Consider the following 14816-nt stretch of genomic DNA (forward strand, 5'->3'; position numbering starts at 1 on the left):
GCGTTCATTTCACCTGAATAGTGCGACCGGACTCGCCGGGGAACCCCATGAACAGCGCTCGGGCGAGCTTGTCGGCCTGGATATCGGTCCGTGCGTCGTCCTTGCGCGCATCGGCAAACGACTGGGCACGGCCTTCCCAGACCGGCGACTGGTCGGCGGTGCGCTTGATCGTCACCGACAGCTCGGACACGAGGATCGCGGTGCTCCCGCCGCCACCGATCGGGAAGCCTACACCGCCGCCAAGCCCGACGCCACCGCCGCCCCGACCGCCGCTGAAGCCGCCGCCGCCCAGGCCGATGCTGATCGGCGACCGCTTGGGCGGCCCGGCCTGCGTCGTCCGCGTGAAGCCGACGGTCGCGACCAGCAACGGCTTCGCGCCGGCCATCGGCACGCTATAGCCAGCCTTGAGCAGTTCGCCCTGGACCGCTGCGGCATAGGTCTTGAACTCGAGGCTGGCGGGGCCGCCACCGGTGAGCGGCTGTACCGCGATCGTGCCACGGTCGATCGGTTCGCCCAGGTGATAGCGCAGCACCTCGGTCGGCGGCAGCGACGGGCCGGTCGCGCACGCGGTGAGGGATGCGCCTGCCAGCGCCAGGACCAGGATCGAACGAACCGCCATCGGGACTTCCTTAGAATGTTGCGCCATAGTAACGCTCGGACCAGCCGGGTGGGTTCCCGGATGGCTTGAGCGTGTCCATTGCTTGACTTGGACACACCCCGCCATTAGGCGATCCCGTCTTTCCGCACACCTAGATTTGAAAAGAAGCGAATCGATCATGAAGATCCGCAATTCCCTGAAGTCGCTCAAGGATCGTCACCGCGATAACCGCGTGATCCGTCGTCGTGGCCGTACCTACGTCATCAACAAGACCAACCGTCGCTTCAAGGCACGCCAGGGCTAACGCCCTGACTACCGCCGTCATCTTCGACGTCGGTCGTGTCCTGTACGACTGGGATCCCCGGATCCTGTACGAGCGCCTGATCGACGACGATCGGGCGCTCGACGCGTTCCTGCGCGACGTCGTGACGGTCGATTGGCATTTCCAGCACGATGCTGGCCGCGACTTCGCCGACACCTCGGCGGAGCTTGCCACGCTGTATCCGCAGTATGCCGCGTTGATCGCCGCCTGGGGGCCGCGATTCAACGAGAGCATCGGTGCGGGGATCGCAGGCATGCATGAGATCGTCGAGGAGCTCGATTCGGCCGGCGTCCCGCTGTTCGCGATCACGAACTTCAGCCACGAGTTCTGGCCACCCTTCCGCGCGCGCGAAGCGAAGCTGTTCGACCGGTTCCGCGACATCGTCGTGTCGGGCGAGGAGAAGATGGTGAAGCCGGACGCGGCGATCTATCGGCTGGCGCTCGATCGATTCGGTCTGGCCGCGGAGGACGCGGTGTTCGTCGACGACAATGCGGCGAACGTGGCGGCCGCGCAGGCGCTGGGCATCGAATCGGTGCTGTTCACGACCGCGGCAGATTTCCGCGCGCGGTTGGTCGCACTTGGACTGCCGATCGCGAAACAGCACTCATCCTGACGAGCGTCTGGATGACGGTGCGCTAGCCCTTATTGTTGCAACGAAACCGACTGGGCGAGATTTGCCACGGCCGTCTCCTGATCCACGACGGGCTCGGCCAACGTCACCCCGCCCTCGAAATCGTCCGTGACGGTCACGGTCGTGCCCAGCGTCGTCACCCCGAACAACTGTTTCGCGAAGCCGAGCGGCACGCGGATGCAGCCGTGCGAATCGGGAAAGCCCGGGTTCCGTCCCGCATGGATCGCGATGCCGTCCCAGGTCAGCCGCTGCATGAACGGCATCGACGCATCGTTATACAGGCTCGACTTGTGAACCGCGTTCTTCTGCAGAATCGGATAGGTGCCGAGCGGCGTGTCCTTGCCATCCTTGCCGCTGGAAATGCTGGTCGCGGCGATCATCGTCGACCCGCGATAGACGAAGGCACGCTGCTCGATCAGGCTGATCACGATGCTGACGGGCTCGCCCGAGCCATTATCCTTCCAGACGAACTGGTTCGGCGACAGCTCGGCGGCGGCCTGCTCGATCGGCATCGCGGCGATGGCCGCAGCGGACGAGGCCAGCGCCGGGGTGGCGCCCATGCCCAGCACGATCGCCAACCCGTATGCCTTCAACGACCGCGCCATCCCGCTCATCTGTCCATCCGTTCCCGAGTCTCGATCCGCCAGTCAACGTCCGACCGCGGGGAATGTGCCGACACGATGAGTCGACGAACCGACCCCAAGCCGGGGTAGTTCGAGGGAACGGACCCACAACCAGTGGAAATGGTTGCAGAATATTCACCGAAAATCGGTTATAGCCATGCCTACGGGAACTGGGGCAATTTCGGGAAAATCGATGCACGACGAGCAAGGTCTTGTGCGCGAACGACGCGCGCTTCTGAAGAACGGTTTGGTTTTGGCGGGGGCTCTGGCGGTACCGGGGGCGGTATCCGCAACGACGCGACTCGGACGTCCACTGACGGCGCGTGATCTCAAGCCGATGACGCAGCCACCGCTGCCACGCACCACGGTCGCGGTGACCTCGCCGCGAGTCGTTCGCCCCGATCTGTTGCGCCAGGCGATGGCATCGCTCAGCCGCCACGGCAGCCGCATCCCGAACCGCGACCGGATCGCGATTGCCGATTTCGCGGCGCCGTCGGGCAAGCCGCGTTTCCACTTTATCGACTTGGCAAGCGGGCGCAGCACGTCGTTGCTGGTCGCGCACGGCAGTGGGTCGGATCCGGCGCATACCGGCTATCTCGAGCGCTTCTCGAACCGCTTCGGCTCGAACGCCTCGTCCGAGGGCGCGTTCGTCACCGACGATTATTATGTCGGCAAGCATGGCCGGTCGCAGCGCCTGATCGGCCTCGATCCGACCAACGACAACGCGCTCGATCGCGCGATCGTCGTGCATTCGGCCTGGTACGCGAACAAGGACATGATCGAGAGCCATGGCATGCTCGGTCGCAGCCAGGGTTGCTTCGCGGTCGGCGAGCGCGATCTGGACCAGGTGTTCGCACGCCTCGGTGCGGGCCGGATGATCTACGCCGCCAAGGTCTGACAGGCGCGGACTCGTGGGCTAGCCCGCAGTCTGCGCCATCTGGCTTTGCTCCATCCGCTGGCGTGCGCGTCGAACGCCGCCGATCAACCCCGACCAGAGCAACGCCTCCAGCCCGGCATAGCCGAGCCCGAGATGATCGGGCCTGACCGCCAGCACGTCGGCGAGCTTCACCGTCCCCGCACGCAGGGCCGCGCGGCCGATATCGCCCCAGCGTCGCGCAGTTTCCCAGCGAATCAGGCGGATATCGTGCGGCGAGCAATCGTGCGTCGCCAGGAAATCCGCCTGGATCACGCTTAGCGCACTCCCCAGCGTCGCCAGCGCGGCGCGATCGGGCACCGGTCGCCTTGCCATGTTGTGCAGCATGATCAGCGTCGCGACCCGCTCCGCGCGATCGTCGAACAGCCGTGCGTAGCGCTCGGTCAGCACACGGACCGATGCCGCCTCCATCGTATCGACGAACCGCTTCGAGACGCCGCCCGGATGGACCCGGTACAGCACCAGCGCCGCATCGAGCCGCGCGATCGCGCCGAAATGCTGGATCCGCTGATACAGGTCGAAATCCTCCGCATAGAGGAGTTCGGGCCGGGTCACCGGATCGAGCCGCCGCGCAGTCGCGGTGCGCATCATCGTCGACGACCAGACCAGCGGATTTTCGATGCAGGTTAGCCACGCAACCAGCGCGGGCGTGGTGGACGGCGCATAGCGCGACGGGCCGACCACGCCCTCGGTCAGCAGGTCGGCGGCGGTGCCCAGCAATACGGTGTCGGGATGCGCGTCGAGATACGCCACCTGTCGCGCGAAGCGATCGGGGCGGCAGATATCGTCATGGTCTAGCGCGGCGATGTAGCGCCCGCGCGCCTCCGCAAAGCCGCGATTGCGCGCGAGCACCGGGCCGCCGTTGCGCGCCATCTCGACGAGTCGCACGCGCGGATCGGGCCAGGCCCGCACCACGTCGCGCGTGTCATCGGTCGAGCAGTCGTCGACGACGATCACCTCGAAATCGGTAAAGGTCTGCGCCTGGAGGCTCGCGAGCGTCTCCTCGATCAGTCCCGCGCCGTTATACGCCGCCATCACGACACTGACCGCGGGGTTGGCCGCCGGGCCGGCCCCCGGCGCGCCTACCCGCATGTCCATGGGCGCATCCTGCCGCATATCCTTCTGCATTCCCGTCTAACTCACGCTGCCGCCATGACCTGCGACGCCATCACCTGATCGACGATCATAAGGCCCACATCATTCTGCCATAGCCATAAGCCATTGGCTTGGCCCGAGAAACTTGGCTCGCCGCCAAGCGGGCCCCAGGGGACGAACCCCGCAGCGAGGCCAAGCCCGTATAGTCCCGCAATCGGTGCGCCGTCGCCATCGACGATCCGGCAATGGCGATCGACCATCGGCTTCCCGTCCTGCGCGGCAAGCGGGATCGGCAGCCTGTCGCGGTCGGCGATCGGCACCGCGATCGGTCGATAACCGAGCGCCGCGATGACCAGGTCCGCCTCTTCGATGATCGTCCGCGCGGCGGCGTCATCGTCGCCCGCGATCCGGTGCAGCGCCACGCGAGGATCGGGCGCGCGACCGTCGACGCGCAGCATCCGCAACACCAGGTCGCGCGCCTCGAGGCGAAAGCCCGCGAGCCGGTAGACAAACCCCGAGACCGGGCAGATGTCGTCCGGACCGAAATCGGTGAACCCCTCGGCATGCGCCGCCTCGACCGAATGATAAAAGGGGCGCAGCGGCCGCCGGTGGAGCAAGGTGATCGCCCCTGCCCCCAGCGGCAGCCCCGGCTGGCGCTTCAGCAGCAGCGCGATCGTCGTCAGCGCGCTGGTCGACCCGCCGATCACCGCAATCCTCGGGTTGCGCTTGCCGGTCAGGATATCGGCAACCTTTTCGAACCCGCCCACAGTCAACACGTCGTCCGACTGGATCAACCGGCCGCTTGCGAGGTCAGCCAGTTGCCCCCCCGCGACACGCTGGGTCGCAAGCCGGTCGAGTGGCTGATGACCGCCGGTCGCGACGACGATGTTGCGCGCCAGCTGATCGAACACATGCCCGTCGGACAAGCGGCGCAGCTGCACGCTCCACACGCCTTCGCCGACCCGCCGGACGCCCAACGCTTCGTGCCCGGTCAGCACGACGCCGCCATTCGCGCGGACGATGTCGGTCAGCCGGTCGCCGGTCGCGCGCAACAGCGGCCCGACCTCGGTCAGCGGCACGCCGAGCGCGTCGATATGCGCCGCGACCGCCCGCCCCGCGGGATGATCGACCAGCCGAGCGAGTTCGGGGTGCGTGTTGTCGCGCACCGCGGTCAGGAACGTCTGCGCGGTCGAATCGGAGGTGATCGCATAGCGCCCGAGCCGGCCGCCGCCGATCGCGCCGCTCCGCTCGATCACCATCAGTCCGGATGCGGCAAAGTCGGGAAGCAGGCCGCGCTTGGTCGCCGCGGTGAGCATCGCGGTGCCCGCCGGACCACCGCCGATCACGATTACCGACGCCACCGCACCACCAGGCCCGCGCACCGACGCGCGCCGATCAAGCGGGCGGAGGATCGCCGCGCACGCATCCGCCAGCGCCGCCGCCGCCCGGCGCGCATCGTCGACCGACATCGCATCGGTGATCGGCAACGAGAGCATCCGCCCCGCGATCTTGTCCGCAACCGGAGTCGGCTCGATCATCGCGGTCGCCTGGAACCAGGGCTGTTCGCCAAGGTGCGGGCTGAAATAGCGACCGCAGCCGACGCCCGACGCCTCGATACTCTCGACGATCGAATCGCGGTGATGCGCGAGCCGCTCGGGCAGCAGCACCGGCATGAACTGCATCGCGCGGCGCCGGCCAGACACCGACTGGAACTGGAAGCCGGGCAAGGCCGCGCGATAGGCCTGTTCGAGCGCGGCGCGGTGGTCCGCGACCGAATCGATCTCGGCGAGCTTGGCCTGCGCGATGATTGCGGTGATTTCGGGCAGCTTGGCGTTGATCCCCGGCAGCGTCGCGTTGCGGCTGCCCTCGAACCCGAAATTGCCCATCGACCGCAGCGTCGCGATTAGATCGACGTCGGCGCTGTGGATCAGCCCGCCCTCGCCCACCGCGAACGTCTTGGTCGCGTGCATCGAATGGACCACTGCGAACGGCGCGCAAGCGCCAAAGCCCAGCCCCGCATCGTCGAGCGTCCCGAGCGACGACGCCGCATCGACCACCACGCCAACGCCGTATCGCTGCTGGAAATAGACGTACCGCTCCAGATCGATCGCGTTGCCGAACGTCGCATAGGGTACGACCACGCCGACCCGCTCGCCATGCCGGGCGAGCAACCGCTCCTCCTCCAGCGCGCACGCGGCCCAGTCGTCGGGATCGATGTCGCAGATCAGCGGGGTGAGACCTGCCCATGCCGCCGCCTGTGCGGTCGCGGCGAAGGTCAGCGCGGGCATCAGCGCGAGCGTGCCCTGCTTCGGGTTCAGCCCCCCGGTCCGCATCCCCGAGGCATGCCGGATCGCGAGCATCAACCCGAGCGTCGCGTTGCCGACCGCAAGGCAGGCACCATGGCCGCCGAACAGCGCCTGAGTGACGCCCGCCTCGAACGCGCGGACCTCGGGGCCGTTGTTGCTGAACACCCCCGATGCCTCGACCCGGCGCAGCGCGTCGAGATGCTCGCTCAGCCGCGGCGGGTTCGGCGCGATCAGGGGGAGGCGTTTCATCGGCGATCCGGTCTGTTGGTGCGACGGCTGTATGCCGCAGCGCCTCCTAAGAACCAGTTACGTCGTCAAACGCCAATATACGCAGGACAGTTCTTTTCTTACATCACCCCGGATTCCGTCCGGGGTGATGTAGAAGTGTCACCTGACCAGCGGCAGGCTGATGAAGCTCTCGTCAGCACCCGAGACGGTCACCTTCTGTGTCGCCCGCACATAATCCTTTGGTTGTGCAAAAAAGATGTTCGGGACGAAGGTTTGCGGGTTGCGATCGTAGAGCGGGAACCAGCTCGACTGCACCTGCACCATGATCTTGTGCCCCGGCAGGAACACGTGGTTGGTCGTCGGCAGCGCGAACTTGTATTTCAGCGGCACGTTCGCGGCGATCGGCTTGGCGACCGCCAGATCTTCGCGGTAGCGCCCGCGGAAGATGTCCATCGCGACCGAGAGTTGATAGCCCGCCATCGCCTTGTCACCCGGATTGACGTCGGGATAGACGTCGATCAGCTTGACGACCCAGTCGCTGTCGGTGCCGCTGGTCGACGCGGTGAGGTTCACTTCCGGCACGCCCGCGACCGTCGTCGGGGTGGTCAGCGCATCCGTCGTGAAGGTGAGCACGTCGGGACGGCCCGAAACTGCGCGCTGATCGTCGACCAGCCACTGTTTCCACGTCGATCCGCTCGCATAGGTCGGCAGCGTCGGGCGCACGCGGTAGCTGACCGGGGCCGCCGGATCGGAAATATAGTCCGCAGTGGTCGCCGCGCCGCCCGTCGCCTGGAAGCCGAGCGCGCCGCCGGGCTTGAGATACAGCGGCGTGCCCGCGGCGGGTGCGGTCGGCCACGTGTCGAGCTTCTGCCACTCGTTGCGGCCCGTCTGGAACATCGTGACGGGCGCGACATCCATCGCCGGCTGGTCGCTCTTCAGATAATGCGCGAGAAACGGCGCAAGGACGTGCCACCGCCACCATTTGGCGGTGTCCGCATCCCATTTGATCGCGCCAAGCGCGCTGCCGTCGCGCACCTCCTGCCCGTGATACCAAGGGCCCATCGACAGATAGACCATGTCGTTGGCGGTGTCCTTGGGCTCGAGCGCGCGGTAGACCGCCGGCGCGCCGTAGATATCCTCCTGATCCCACAACCCGCCGACGATCAGCGTCGGCACCTTGAGCGGCTGGCCCGCGAGCACGGTGTCCATCGCCTGGGTCGACCAGAACGCGTCATAGGCGGGATGCTGCGTGATCTTGCGCCAGAAGCCGAGCTGGTCGAGTCCCTGCGCCTTGCCGATCGCGCCCGCCGAGCCGCCCTTCAAATAATAGTCGTAATCGTCCGCGGTGTCGGTGATCCACGGCGTGCCCGCGTCCTTGGTCGCTTCCTGCCCGAGGATGTAGGGCATCATGCCCTCGCGGAATGCGCCGTTGTGGAACCAGTCGTCGCCGCGCCAGCCATCGACCATCGGGTTCATCGGCACCGAGACCTTGAGCGCAGGGTGCGGATTGATCAGCGCCATCAACGGCAGGAAGCCGTCATAGCTGATCCCACTGATCCCCACACGCCCGTTCGATTCGGGGACGTGCTTCACCAGCCAGTCGATCGTGTCGTAGGTGTCAGTCGAATCGTCGGTCTTGGTCGGGTTCTGCGCGGTGCCGGCGCGCGCGGGGTTCATCATGTAGATGCCCTCCGACGCGTGCATCCCGCGGACGTCCTGGATCACGCGGATATAGCCCGCCGCGGCGATCACGTCGCCCGCGCCGTCGCCATGCTCGAGGATCCCCGCATAGGTGCCGCTGTCGACCTTGGTCTGGCCATCGGCGTCGTACGGCGTGCGCGTCATCAGGATGCCCGCGTCCTTCGCACCCTTGGGCACGATGATCACGGTGTGCAGCTTCACCCCGTCGCGCATCGGGATCTCGACGACCTTGCGGACATAGTCGTAGCCGACGTCGCGCGGCGCCATCTTGGCGGGGCGTTCGTCGTAATTCTGCGCGGTGGCGGGGGCGGTTGTAGCGGCGACGAGCGCGGCCAGCGCGCAGGCGGTGAGCAAACGGGGCATCGATATCATTGTCTTTTTCCTTCCCTCCCGGACCGAAAAAGAAAAGGCCCGCCTTTCCGGGTCGGAAAGACAGGCCCCTCTCATAGCTTGGATTACCACGCCGAACGCGCGATCACCCGCATTTCAACGCCGTCGCCGCAGCGAACGCCGAGGTCTGCCGCTTGGCAAATGCCGCCCGCCGCACCGAGAGATCCCAGCGTTCGCTGGGATGACGGCGTTGGCGGAAAGCACGGCTTCACAGTCGCTGATCGTCGTACGGGCGCGTCAGGCGGTCCGCGTACCGGTCAGCGGGAAGCTGCCAAACGCGCCGGCCGCGACGCTGCCCTTGAGCATGTCGTCCTCGACGGTCGCCTTGCAGTCGAGCGTCATCGGCATCGGTACGGTCATGCTCTGCTTCCAGGTGATCGTGTCGCCCTCGACCTCGCCGGTGACGTCCATTCCGCCCATTGCACCCGACACCGCACCGGTGAACGTGTCGCCCGCGCTGTTCACGGTCAGCGTCATCTTCTGGTCACCCAGCGGCGACTTGACCACGCAATCCCAGCTGCCATCGACGTTCGCCATTATATTTCTCTCCTGAATCACAGCTCTGATTACTGGGCGCCGGCAACCGACGCCGCGGGGATGACCTCGACCGGCAGGCCGATGCTGTCAAGCTGCGGCCGCACCGTCTTCGCGTCGCCGACCACGACCCAGATCGTCTTCTTCGGGTCGAGCGCCTGCTGGATCGCACTATTGAGTTGATTGAGGTTAAGCCCCTGATAGCGCCGGGTAATCGTCGCATAGTAATCGTCGGGGCGCTTGAGCAGATCGTTCTGCTGCATCGCCCCCAACACCGCGTCCGACGTCTCGAAATTGCCCGACAGCGATCGGATCGCACCGTTGATGGCGCGATCGAACTCGGCCTGCGTCATCGGCTCCTTGCCGAGGAACGCGCCGATATCGCTGCGCAGCGCGGCGATCGACGGGCCGGTCTGGTCCGCCTGCACCGGCGCCGACAGGATGTAGGGCGCGGCGTTTTCCGATGGCTGGAACCGCCCCGACACGCCGTAGGACCAGTGCTTGCTCTCGCGCAGGTCCATGTTGACTCGACCGAGGAAGCTGCCGCCGAGCGCGTCGTTCGCGGTCGCGATCGGCAGCAGGTCCTGCGTGCCCTTCAATCCGGTCGGCACGCCGGCGATGATCACCGATTGCGGGCTGTCGGGCCGGTCGATCAGGACGATTTTCGGCGCGGACGGCGTGACGGTCGCCGGAAAGACCTTGGCCCCCGCCGCACCGGTCGGCCGCCATGTCCCGAACCGCGCCTCGAGCGCCGCCTTCACCTCGGCGAGCGGGCGATCGCTGACGACAAAGATCTTCGCCTTATCGGGGCGCAGCCATGCCTGCTGGAACGCAACAAGGTCTGCGCGGGTCAAAGCCGCGACCGCCTTGGGATCGCCGCTGCCCTGCGCCTTGGCATAGGGCGAGGTCGGCCCGAGCAGCTTCGGCAGGACGCGCGTCGCCAGTCCCTGCGGGCTGGTCAGTTCCTGCGCGATCTGTGCGAGCTGCTGGTTCTTGACGCGCGCGACCTCGGCGTCGGCGAAGGCCGGGTTCTGCGCGATGTCGGCGAACAGATCGACGGCGGGCGCCAAGTTCGCGCTCGGCACCTGGAGCGACAGGAACGTCCGGTCGTTCGACGCACCCGAGCCGATCTCCGCGCCGAGCCGCTCCTTGGCCTCGGCCAGCGCGACCGAGTCGCGAGTCGCGGTGCCCTCATCCATCATCGACAGAGTCAGCTTCTGCGTGCCAAGCTTGCCCGGGACATCCGCCGCAACGCCGGCGTCGAAGCTAAGGACCGCCTGCGTCACCGGCACCGCGTCACGCTGCGCATAGACAAGTTCGATCCCGTTCGCGAGCCGCGTGCGCTCGACCGTCGGGAAGCTAAGCCCCGCGATCTGGCCGACCGCGGGCAGCGGTCCACGCGTGCCCTTTGGCGGCGCCTCGGGCGCGGGCACGACGACGGCCTTGGGCGGCACGACCGCATTGGCATAGGCATCGCGCGCGCCGGGCACGACGGTCAGCGAATAGGCCGGCCGCGACAGCCACTTGGCTGCCGCCGCCCGCACGCTCGCCGGCGTTTCCGCGGCGAGCTGGAGGAGCTGTTTCTTGTAGAAGCCGGGATCGTTCGAATAGAGCGTGCCCTCGGCCAGCGCGACCGCCTTGCCGCCGAAGCCGCCGACCGATTCGAGCCCCTCCATCCGGCGCGCCGCCGTCGTCGTCGCGACCCGGCTCACCTCGTCGGCGGTCGGGCCGTTCTTGAGGAAATCGGCGAGGATCTCGTCGATCCGCCGCGTCACCAACGCAGGGTCGACGCCCTCGCGGACGATCGCCTGGATCTCGAACATGCCGAGCTGGCTGAAGCTGCTATTCTCGGCGGAGATCCGCGTGACCAGCTTCTCCTTCTTGACCAGCGCGGTGTCGAACCGGCTGCTGGCGAGGCCGCCCAGCACACCCGCCGCGACGTCCAGCGCGGTGCCGTCCTTGTCGTTCAGCCCGGGCACGACCCAGTTGCGGCTGATCATCACCGCGGCGACGCGGTCCTTGATCGTTTCGCTGACCGGCGCGGGCAGCGTCGGGATCGGTGCGGCCGGCACGACGCTCTCCGGCCCCTTCGGAATGCCGCCGAAATACTTCTCCGCGAGGCGCTTGGCGGTCGCCGCATCGACGTCGCCGGCCAGCACCAGCACCGCGTTGTTCGGGCCGTAATGATCCTTGAACCAGTCCTTCACCGTCTGCAGCGACGCGGCATCGAGATCCGCCATCGAGCCAATCGTCGTGTGGCCGTACGGATGCGATGCTGGGAACAGCCCCTCGGTAACCTTGTACTGCGTCAGCCCGTAAGGCTGGTTGTCGCCCTGGCGCTTCTCGTTCTGGACGACGCCGCGCTGCTCGTCGAGCACGCCCTGCGTGATCGCGCCGGTGAGATAGCCCATGCGATCCGATTCGAGGAACAGCGCGCGATCGAGCGCCGCGGTCGGCACCGTCTCGAAATAATTGGTGCGGTCGAAATAGGTGGTGCCGTTGAAGTCGGTCGCGCCGACCTGCTTGAGCGGCTCGAAGAAATCGCCGGGCGCGTTCTCGGAGCCGTTGAACATCAGATGCTCGAACAGATGCGCGAACCCGGTCTTGCCCTTGGGTTCGAACTTCGACCCGACATTATACCAAACCGACACCGCGACGACGGGCGCCTTGCGATCGGTGTGCACCACGACGCGCAGGCCGTTCTTCAGCGTGAACTGCTGGTAAGGGATATCCACCGACTTCACGAGGGCGGCGACCGGTGCAGCCTGGGCCGCGGGCGTCGAACGCTGCGCCTGCGCGCCGGAGACCAGAAGCGCGGCGACCGACACGCCGGTGAATACGGAAATCTTCGAAACCATCTGCGCTCATCACCCCAGTCTGTCTGTTGGGGGGCAGCATAGAGACGCCGTGCCTGACGGCAACAAGGATGACAAAACCAATCAGTTATGGAGCAATCGGTTGGCTGTACGGTAACGCTTGGGGTATCCGGCAGCATGAGCTGCGCCCGATCGAGCCGAAACCCGCACATACCAAAAGCCATCAGCCCAAGCAGCCGCGGCGGATGATCCGCCCGGTCATTTCCGCACGCCAGATCGGCAACCAAGCGCAACCGCTCGCGATCATCGACAACTTCCACCCCGATCCCGATGCGCTGCGTGCCCATGCCACGACGCAGGCGTTCGAGCCGGGGCGCAACCATTATCCCGGGCTGCGGGCTGCGTTGCCGCCGGACTATCTCGCCGAGGTCGGGCCTGCCCTCGCCGCGGTGTTGTCGGGCGTGTTCTACCATAATGCCGCGGCCGCGCTGATCGACGCGAGCTATGCGATGGTGACGACGCCCGCCGATCGGCTGACGCTGGCGCAGCAGCTGCCGCATGTCGACGCGGTCGATCCGGGGCGGATCGCGCTGGTACATTATCTCAGCCCCGAAAGCCGCGACGGCACCGCGTTCTACCGCCACCGCGCAACGGGTACCGAGACGGTCGATGCCGCGCGGGCGGCGGACTATTATGCGCGGCTCAACGCCGAACTGGTGCAGGGCGCACCGCCAGCGCCCTCCTATATCGCCGGATCGACGCCGCTGTTCGAGCAGATCGCGCAGATCGAGGCACGGTATAACCGGGCCGTCATCTATCGCAGCGCCTCGCTGCACAGCGGCGTGATCGCATCGGACACTGTGCTGAGCAACGATCCGCTGCTCGGGCGCCTGACGATCACCGCATTCCTGCTGCTCGACTAGCCCTCGCCGCGACGCGCCACCGTTTCGTCGCGACCACAGGTCCAAAAGGCGCCACTTAAGTCGACTTTCACCTATTTTACGGCAGAGGGGTTTCCTCTGTCCCTTGTACGGCGAACCAGGTCGGTGACTCCACGTCAACGACGCCGCTTGCCGCTTCGACCATGTTCTTCAACCACCAAGGCAGCGCGCGTGTTTCTACGGGACGATCCGGAATATGGACTGGCTGGCATACGGGGGCCTCGCGGCCTGCGCGTGCCGTCGTCCGCGTCACCGCCGAGCCCGCGCGTCCCGCTGCGCACTGCGGCGACGTCGATCGACTGGGTTCCGGACCTGGGTGCACAGATTGGCAGCCTCGACTGGTGGCGCGGCGTTGCGACGTGCACCGCGCTGTGCGTGGCGACATGGGCGTTGGCGCCGGGCATCGAGCCGCTGGTCGGTGCGGTGCCCCCGCCGCTTGCCGGGGCGGAATGGGACGAGGCGCGCGCGCAGGGAATCACCGCGATCGGCCAAGGTGCGGCGACCGGCCGGCGGATGGCCGCCAATGACCTCGTCGCGCCGCTGACCGAAGCCCCCGAGCGGCCGACCGTGACCCTCTCTGCAACGCTCGGCGAGGGCGACCGGCTTGACCGCGTGCTGATGCGCGCCGGCGTCGGGCGCGCCGATGCAAATGCCGCCGCGACGATGGTTGCGCAGGCGGTGCCGCTCGATTCCATCGCCGCGGGCACACGGATCGCGCTGACGCTCGGTCGTCGCCCCGACCGCACCGTCGCCCGGCCGCTCGAAGCGCTCGATCTGCGTGCGCGGTTCGATCTCGGGCTCGCGCTGATGCGCACCGCGGGCGGGCTGGCGATGCACCGCAAGCCGATTGCGATCGACGCGACGCCGCTGCGGATCCAGGGCCTTGTCGGATCGAGCCTGTACCGGTCGATGCGCGCGGCAGGCGTGCCCGCCAAGGCCGTCGAATCCTATATCAAGGCGCTCGCGACTCGCCTGTCGATCGGTCGCGATGTCGGCGCCGCGGACCGTTTCGACCTGATCATTGAACGCCAGCGCGCCGCGACCGGCGAGACGCAGATCGGCGCGCTGCTGTTCGCCGGGATCGATCAGGGCCGCCGCAAGGTGCAGCTCGTGCGCTTCGGGCCCGACGGTGCGGAGCGCGAGCGCGACGGGGCCGGCGCGTCGCGGACGGACGGCTGGTTCGACGCCAACGGCCAGACCGAGCGGCGCGCGGTATCCGGCCTGCCCGTATCGGGCCGCATCACCTCCACCTTCGGGTTGCGCGTGCATCCGCTGCTGCGCTTCACGCGAATGCACAAGGGGCTCGATATCGGCGCGCCTTATGGTACGCCGATCTACGCGATGACCGACGGCGTCGTCGCGTTCGCGGGGCGGACCGGTGGCTATGGTAATTTCGTCAAGCTGACCCACGGTGGCGGCATGGCGAGCGGCTATGGCCATATGAGCCGGATCGCGGTGTCGTCGGGCACGCGCGTGCGGCAGGGGCAGGTGATCGGCTATGTCGGCTCGACCGGCCTGTCGACCGGCCCGCATCTGCACTGGGAAGTGTGGAAGAACGGCGCGGCGATCAATCCGCGCGCGGTATCGTTCGCGGGCGTCGCGCACCTGTCGGGCGCATCGCTGCGCGCGTTCAAGACGAAGGTGGCGACGCTGCTCGCCGTCCGCCCGGGCGGCTGAGGCACGCCGCCAGGGCCGGC

General features: G+C 67.2%; 12 protein-coding genes. 5 read left to right on the forward strand and 7 right to left on the reverse strand.

Annotated elements, in window-relative coordinates; translation table 11 throughout:
- Positions 1 to 4: 4 nt before the first annotated feature.
- Complete coding sequence (locus tag ASE79_RS16160) at positions 5 to 619, reverse strand: DUF4136 domain-containing protein (RefSeq protein WP_056419010.1); 615 nt, start codon at positions 617 to 619, stop codon at positions 5 to 7.
- 157 nt (positions 620 to 776) lie between these two features.
- On the opposite strand from ASE79_RS16160, the gene ykgO reads away from it, so the two are divergent.
- Both ykgO and ASE79_RS16170 read left to right on the forward strand, forming a co-directional pair.
- Positions 777 to 902: a type B 50S ribosomal protein L36 gene (gene ykgO, locus ASE79_RS16165; RefSeq protein WP_003046794.1), complete on the forward strand. Its 126-nt coding sequence runs from the start codon at positions 777 to 779 to the stop codon at positions 900 to 902.
- A 4-nt stretch (positions 903 to 906) separates the two neighbouring features.
- Positions 907 to 1533, forward strand: a complete 627-nt coding sequence (locus ASE79_RS16170; RefSeq protein ID WP_056419678.1) for an HAD-IA family hydrolase — start codon at positions 907 to 909, stop codon at positions 1531 to 1533.
- Between the two features lie 29 nt (positions 1534 to 1562).
- On the opposite strand, the gene ASE79_RS16175 is transcribed toward ASE79_RS16170, so the two are convergent.
- Complete coding sequence (locus ASE79_RS16175; RefSeq protein ID WP_235516984.1) at positions 1563 to 2165, reverse strand: L,D-transpeptidase family protein; 603 nt, start codon at positions 2163 to 2165, stop codon at positions 1563 to 1565.
- 202 nt (positions 2166 to 2367) lie between these two features.
- Here ASE79_RS16175 and ASE79_RS16180 point away from each other — a divergent pair, with 202 nt between their 5' ends.
- Positions 2368 to 3072: a murein L,D-transpeptidase catalytic domain family protein gene (locus tag ASE79_RS16180; protein WP_056419014.1), complete on the forward strand. Its 705-nt coding sequence runs from the start codon at positions 2368 to 2370 to the stop codon at positions 3070 to 3072.
- 18 nt (positions 3073 to 3090) lie between these two features.
- Here the strand turns inward: ASE79_RS16180 and ASE79_RS16185 are convergent, their stop codons facing one another.
- The 5 genes from ASE79_RS16185 to ASE79_RS16205 all read right to left on the reverse strand — a co-directional run bounded on the left by ASE79_RS16185 (position 3091) and on the right by ASE79_RS16205 (position 12220).
- Positions 3091 to 4206, reverse strand: coding sequence for a glycosyltransferase family 2 protein (locus ASE79_RS16185; RefSeq protein ID WP_235516986.1), 1116 nt, complete (start codon positions 4204 to 4206; stop codon positions 3091 to 3093).
- A gap of 41 nt (positions 4207 to 4247) precedes the next feature.
- Positions 4248 to 6758 (reverse strand): DegT/DnrJ/EryC1/StrS family aminotransferase, encoded by a 2511-nt coding sequence (locus ASE79_RS16190; RefSeq protein WP_056419017.1) that lies wholly within the window; start codon positions 6756 to 6758, stop codon positions 4248 to 4250.
- A gap of 138 nt (positions 6759 to 6896) precedes the next feature.
- Positions 6897 to 8801 (reverse strand): CocE/NonD family hydrolase, encoded by a 1905-nt coding sequence (locus ASE79_RS16195; RefSeq protein WP_056419687.1) that lies wholly within the window; start codon positions 8799 to 8801, stop codon positions 6897 to 6899.
- Between the two features lie 264 nt (positions 8802 to 9065).
- Entirely contained in the window at positions 9066 to 9365 is a 300-nt protein-coding gene (locus ASE79_RS16200; RefSeq protein ID WP_056419020.1) for a hypothetical protein, read from the reverse strand.
- A 29-nt stretch (positions 9366 to 9394) separates the two neighbouring features.
- On the reverse strand, positions 9395 to 12220 hold the full coding sequence (locus ASE79_RS16205; protein WP_056419027.1) for a M16 family metallopeptidase: 2826 nt from the start codon (positions 12218 to 12220) through the stop codon (positions 9395 to 9397).
- A 68-nt stretch (positions 12221 to 12288) separates the two neighbouring features.
- On the opposite strand from ASE79_RS16205, the gene ASE79_RS16210 reads away from it, so the two are divergent.
- Positions 12289 to 13101: a DUF6445 family protein gene (locus ASE79_RS16210; protein ID WP_235516988.1), complete on the forward strand. Its 813-nt coding sequence runs from the start codon at positions 12289 to 12291 to the stop codon at positions 13099 to 13101.
- Between the two features lie 189 nt (positions 13102 to 13290).
- A complete protein-coding gene (locus tag ASE79_RS16215) occupies positions 13291 to 14796 on the forward strand; it encodes a M23 family metallopeptidase (RefSeq protein ID WP_056419035.1) in 1506 nt (501 codons plus the stop codon).
- Positions 14797 to 14816: the final 20 nt, after the last annotated feature.

The organism is Sphingomonas sp. Leaf28 (assembly GCF_001421685.1).
GTDB classification, from domain to species: domain Bacteria; phylum Pseudomonadota; class Alphaproteobacteria; order Sphingomonadales; family Sphingomonadaceae; genus Sphingomonas; species Sphingomonas aurantiaca.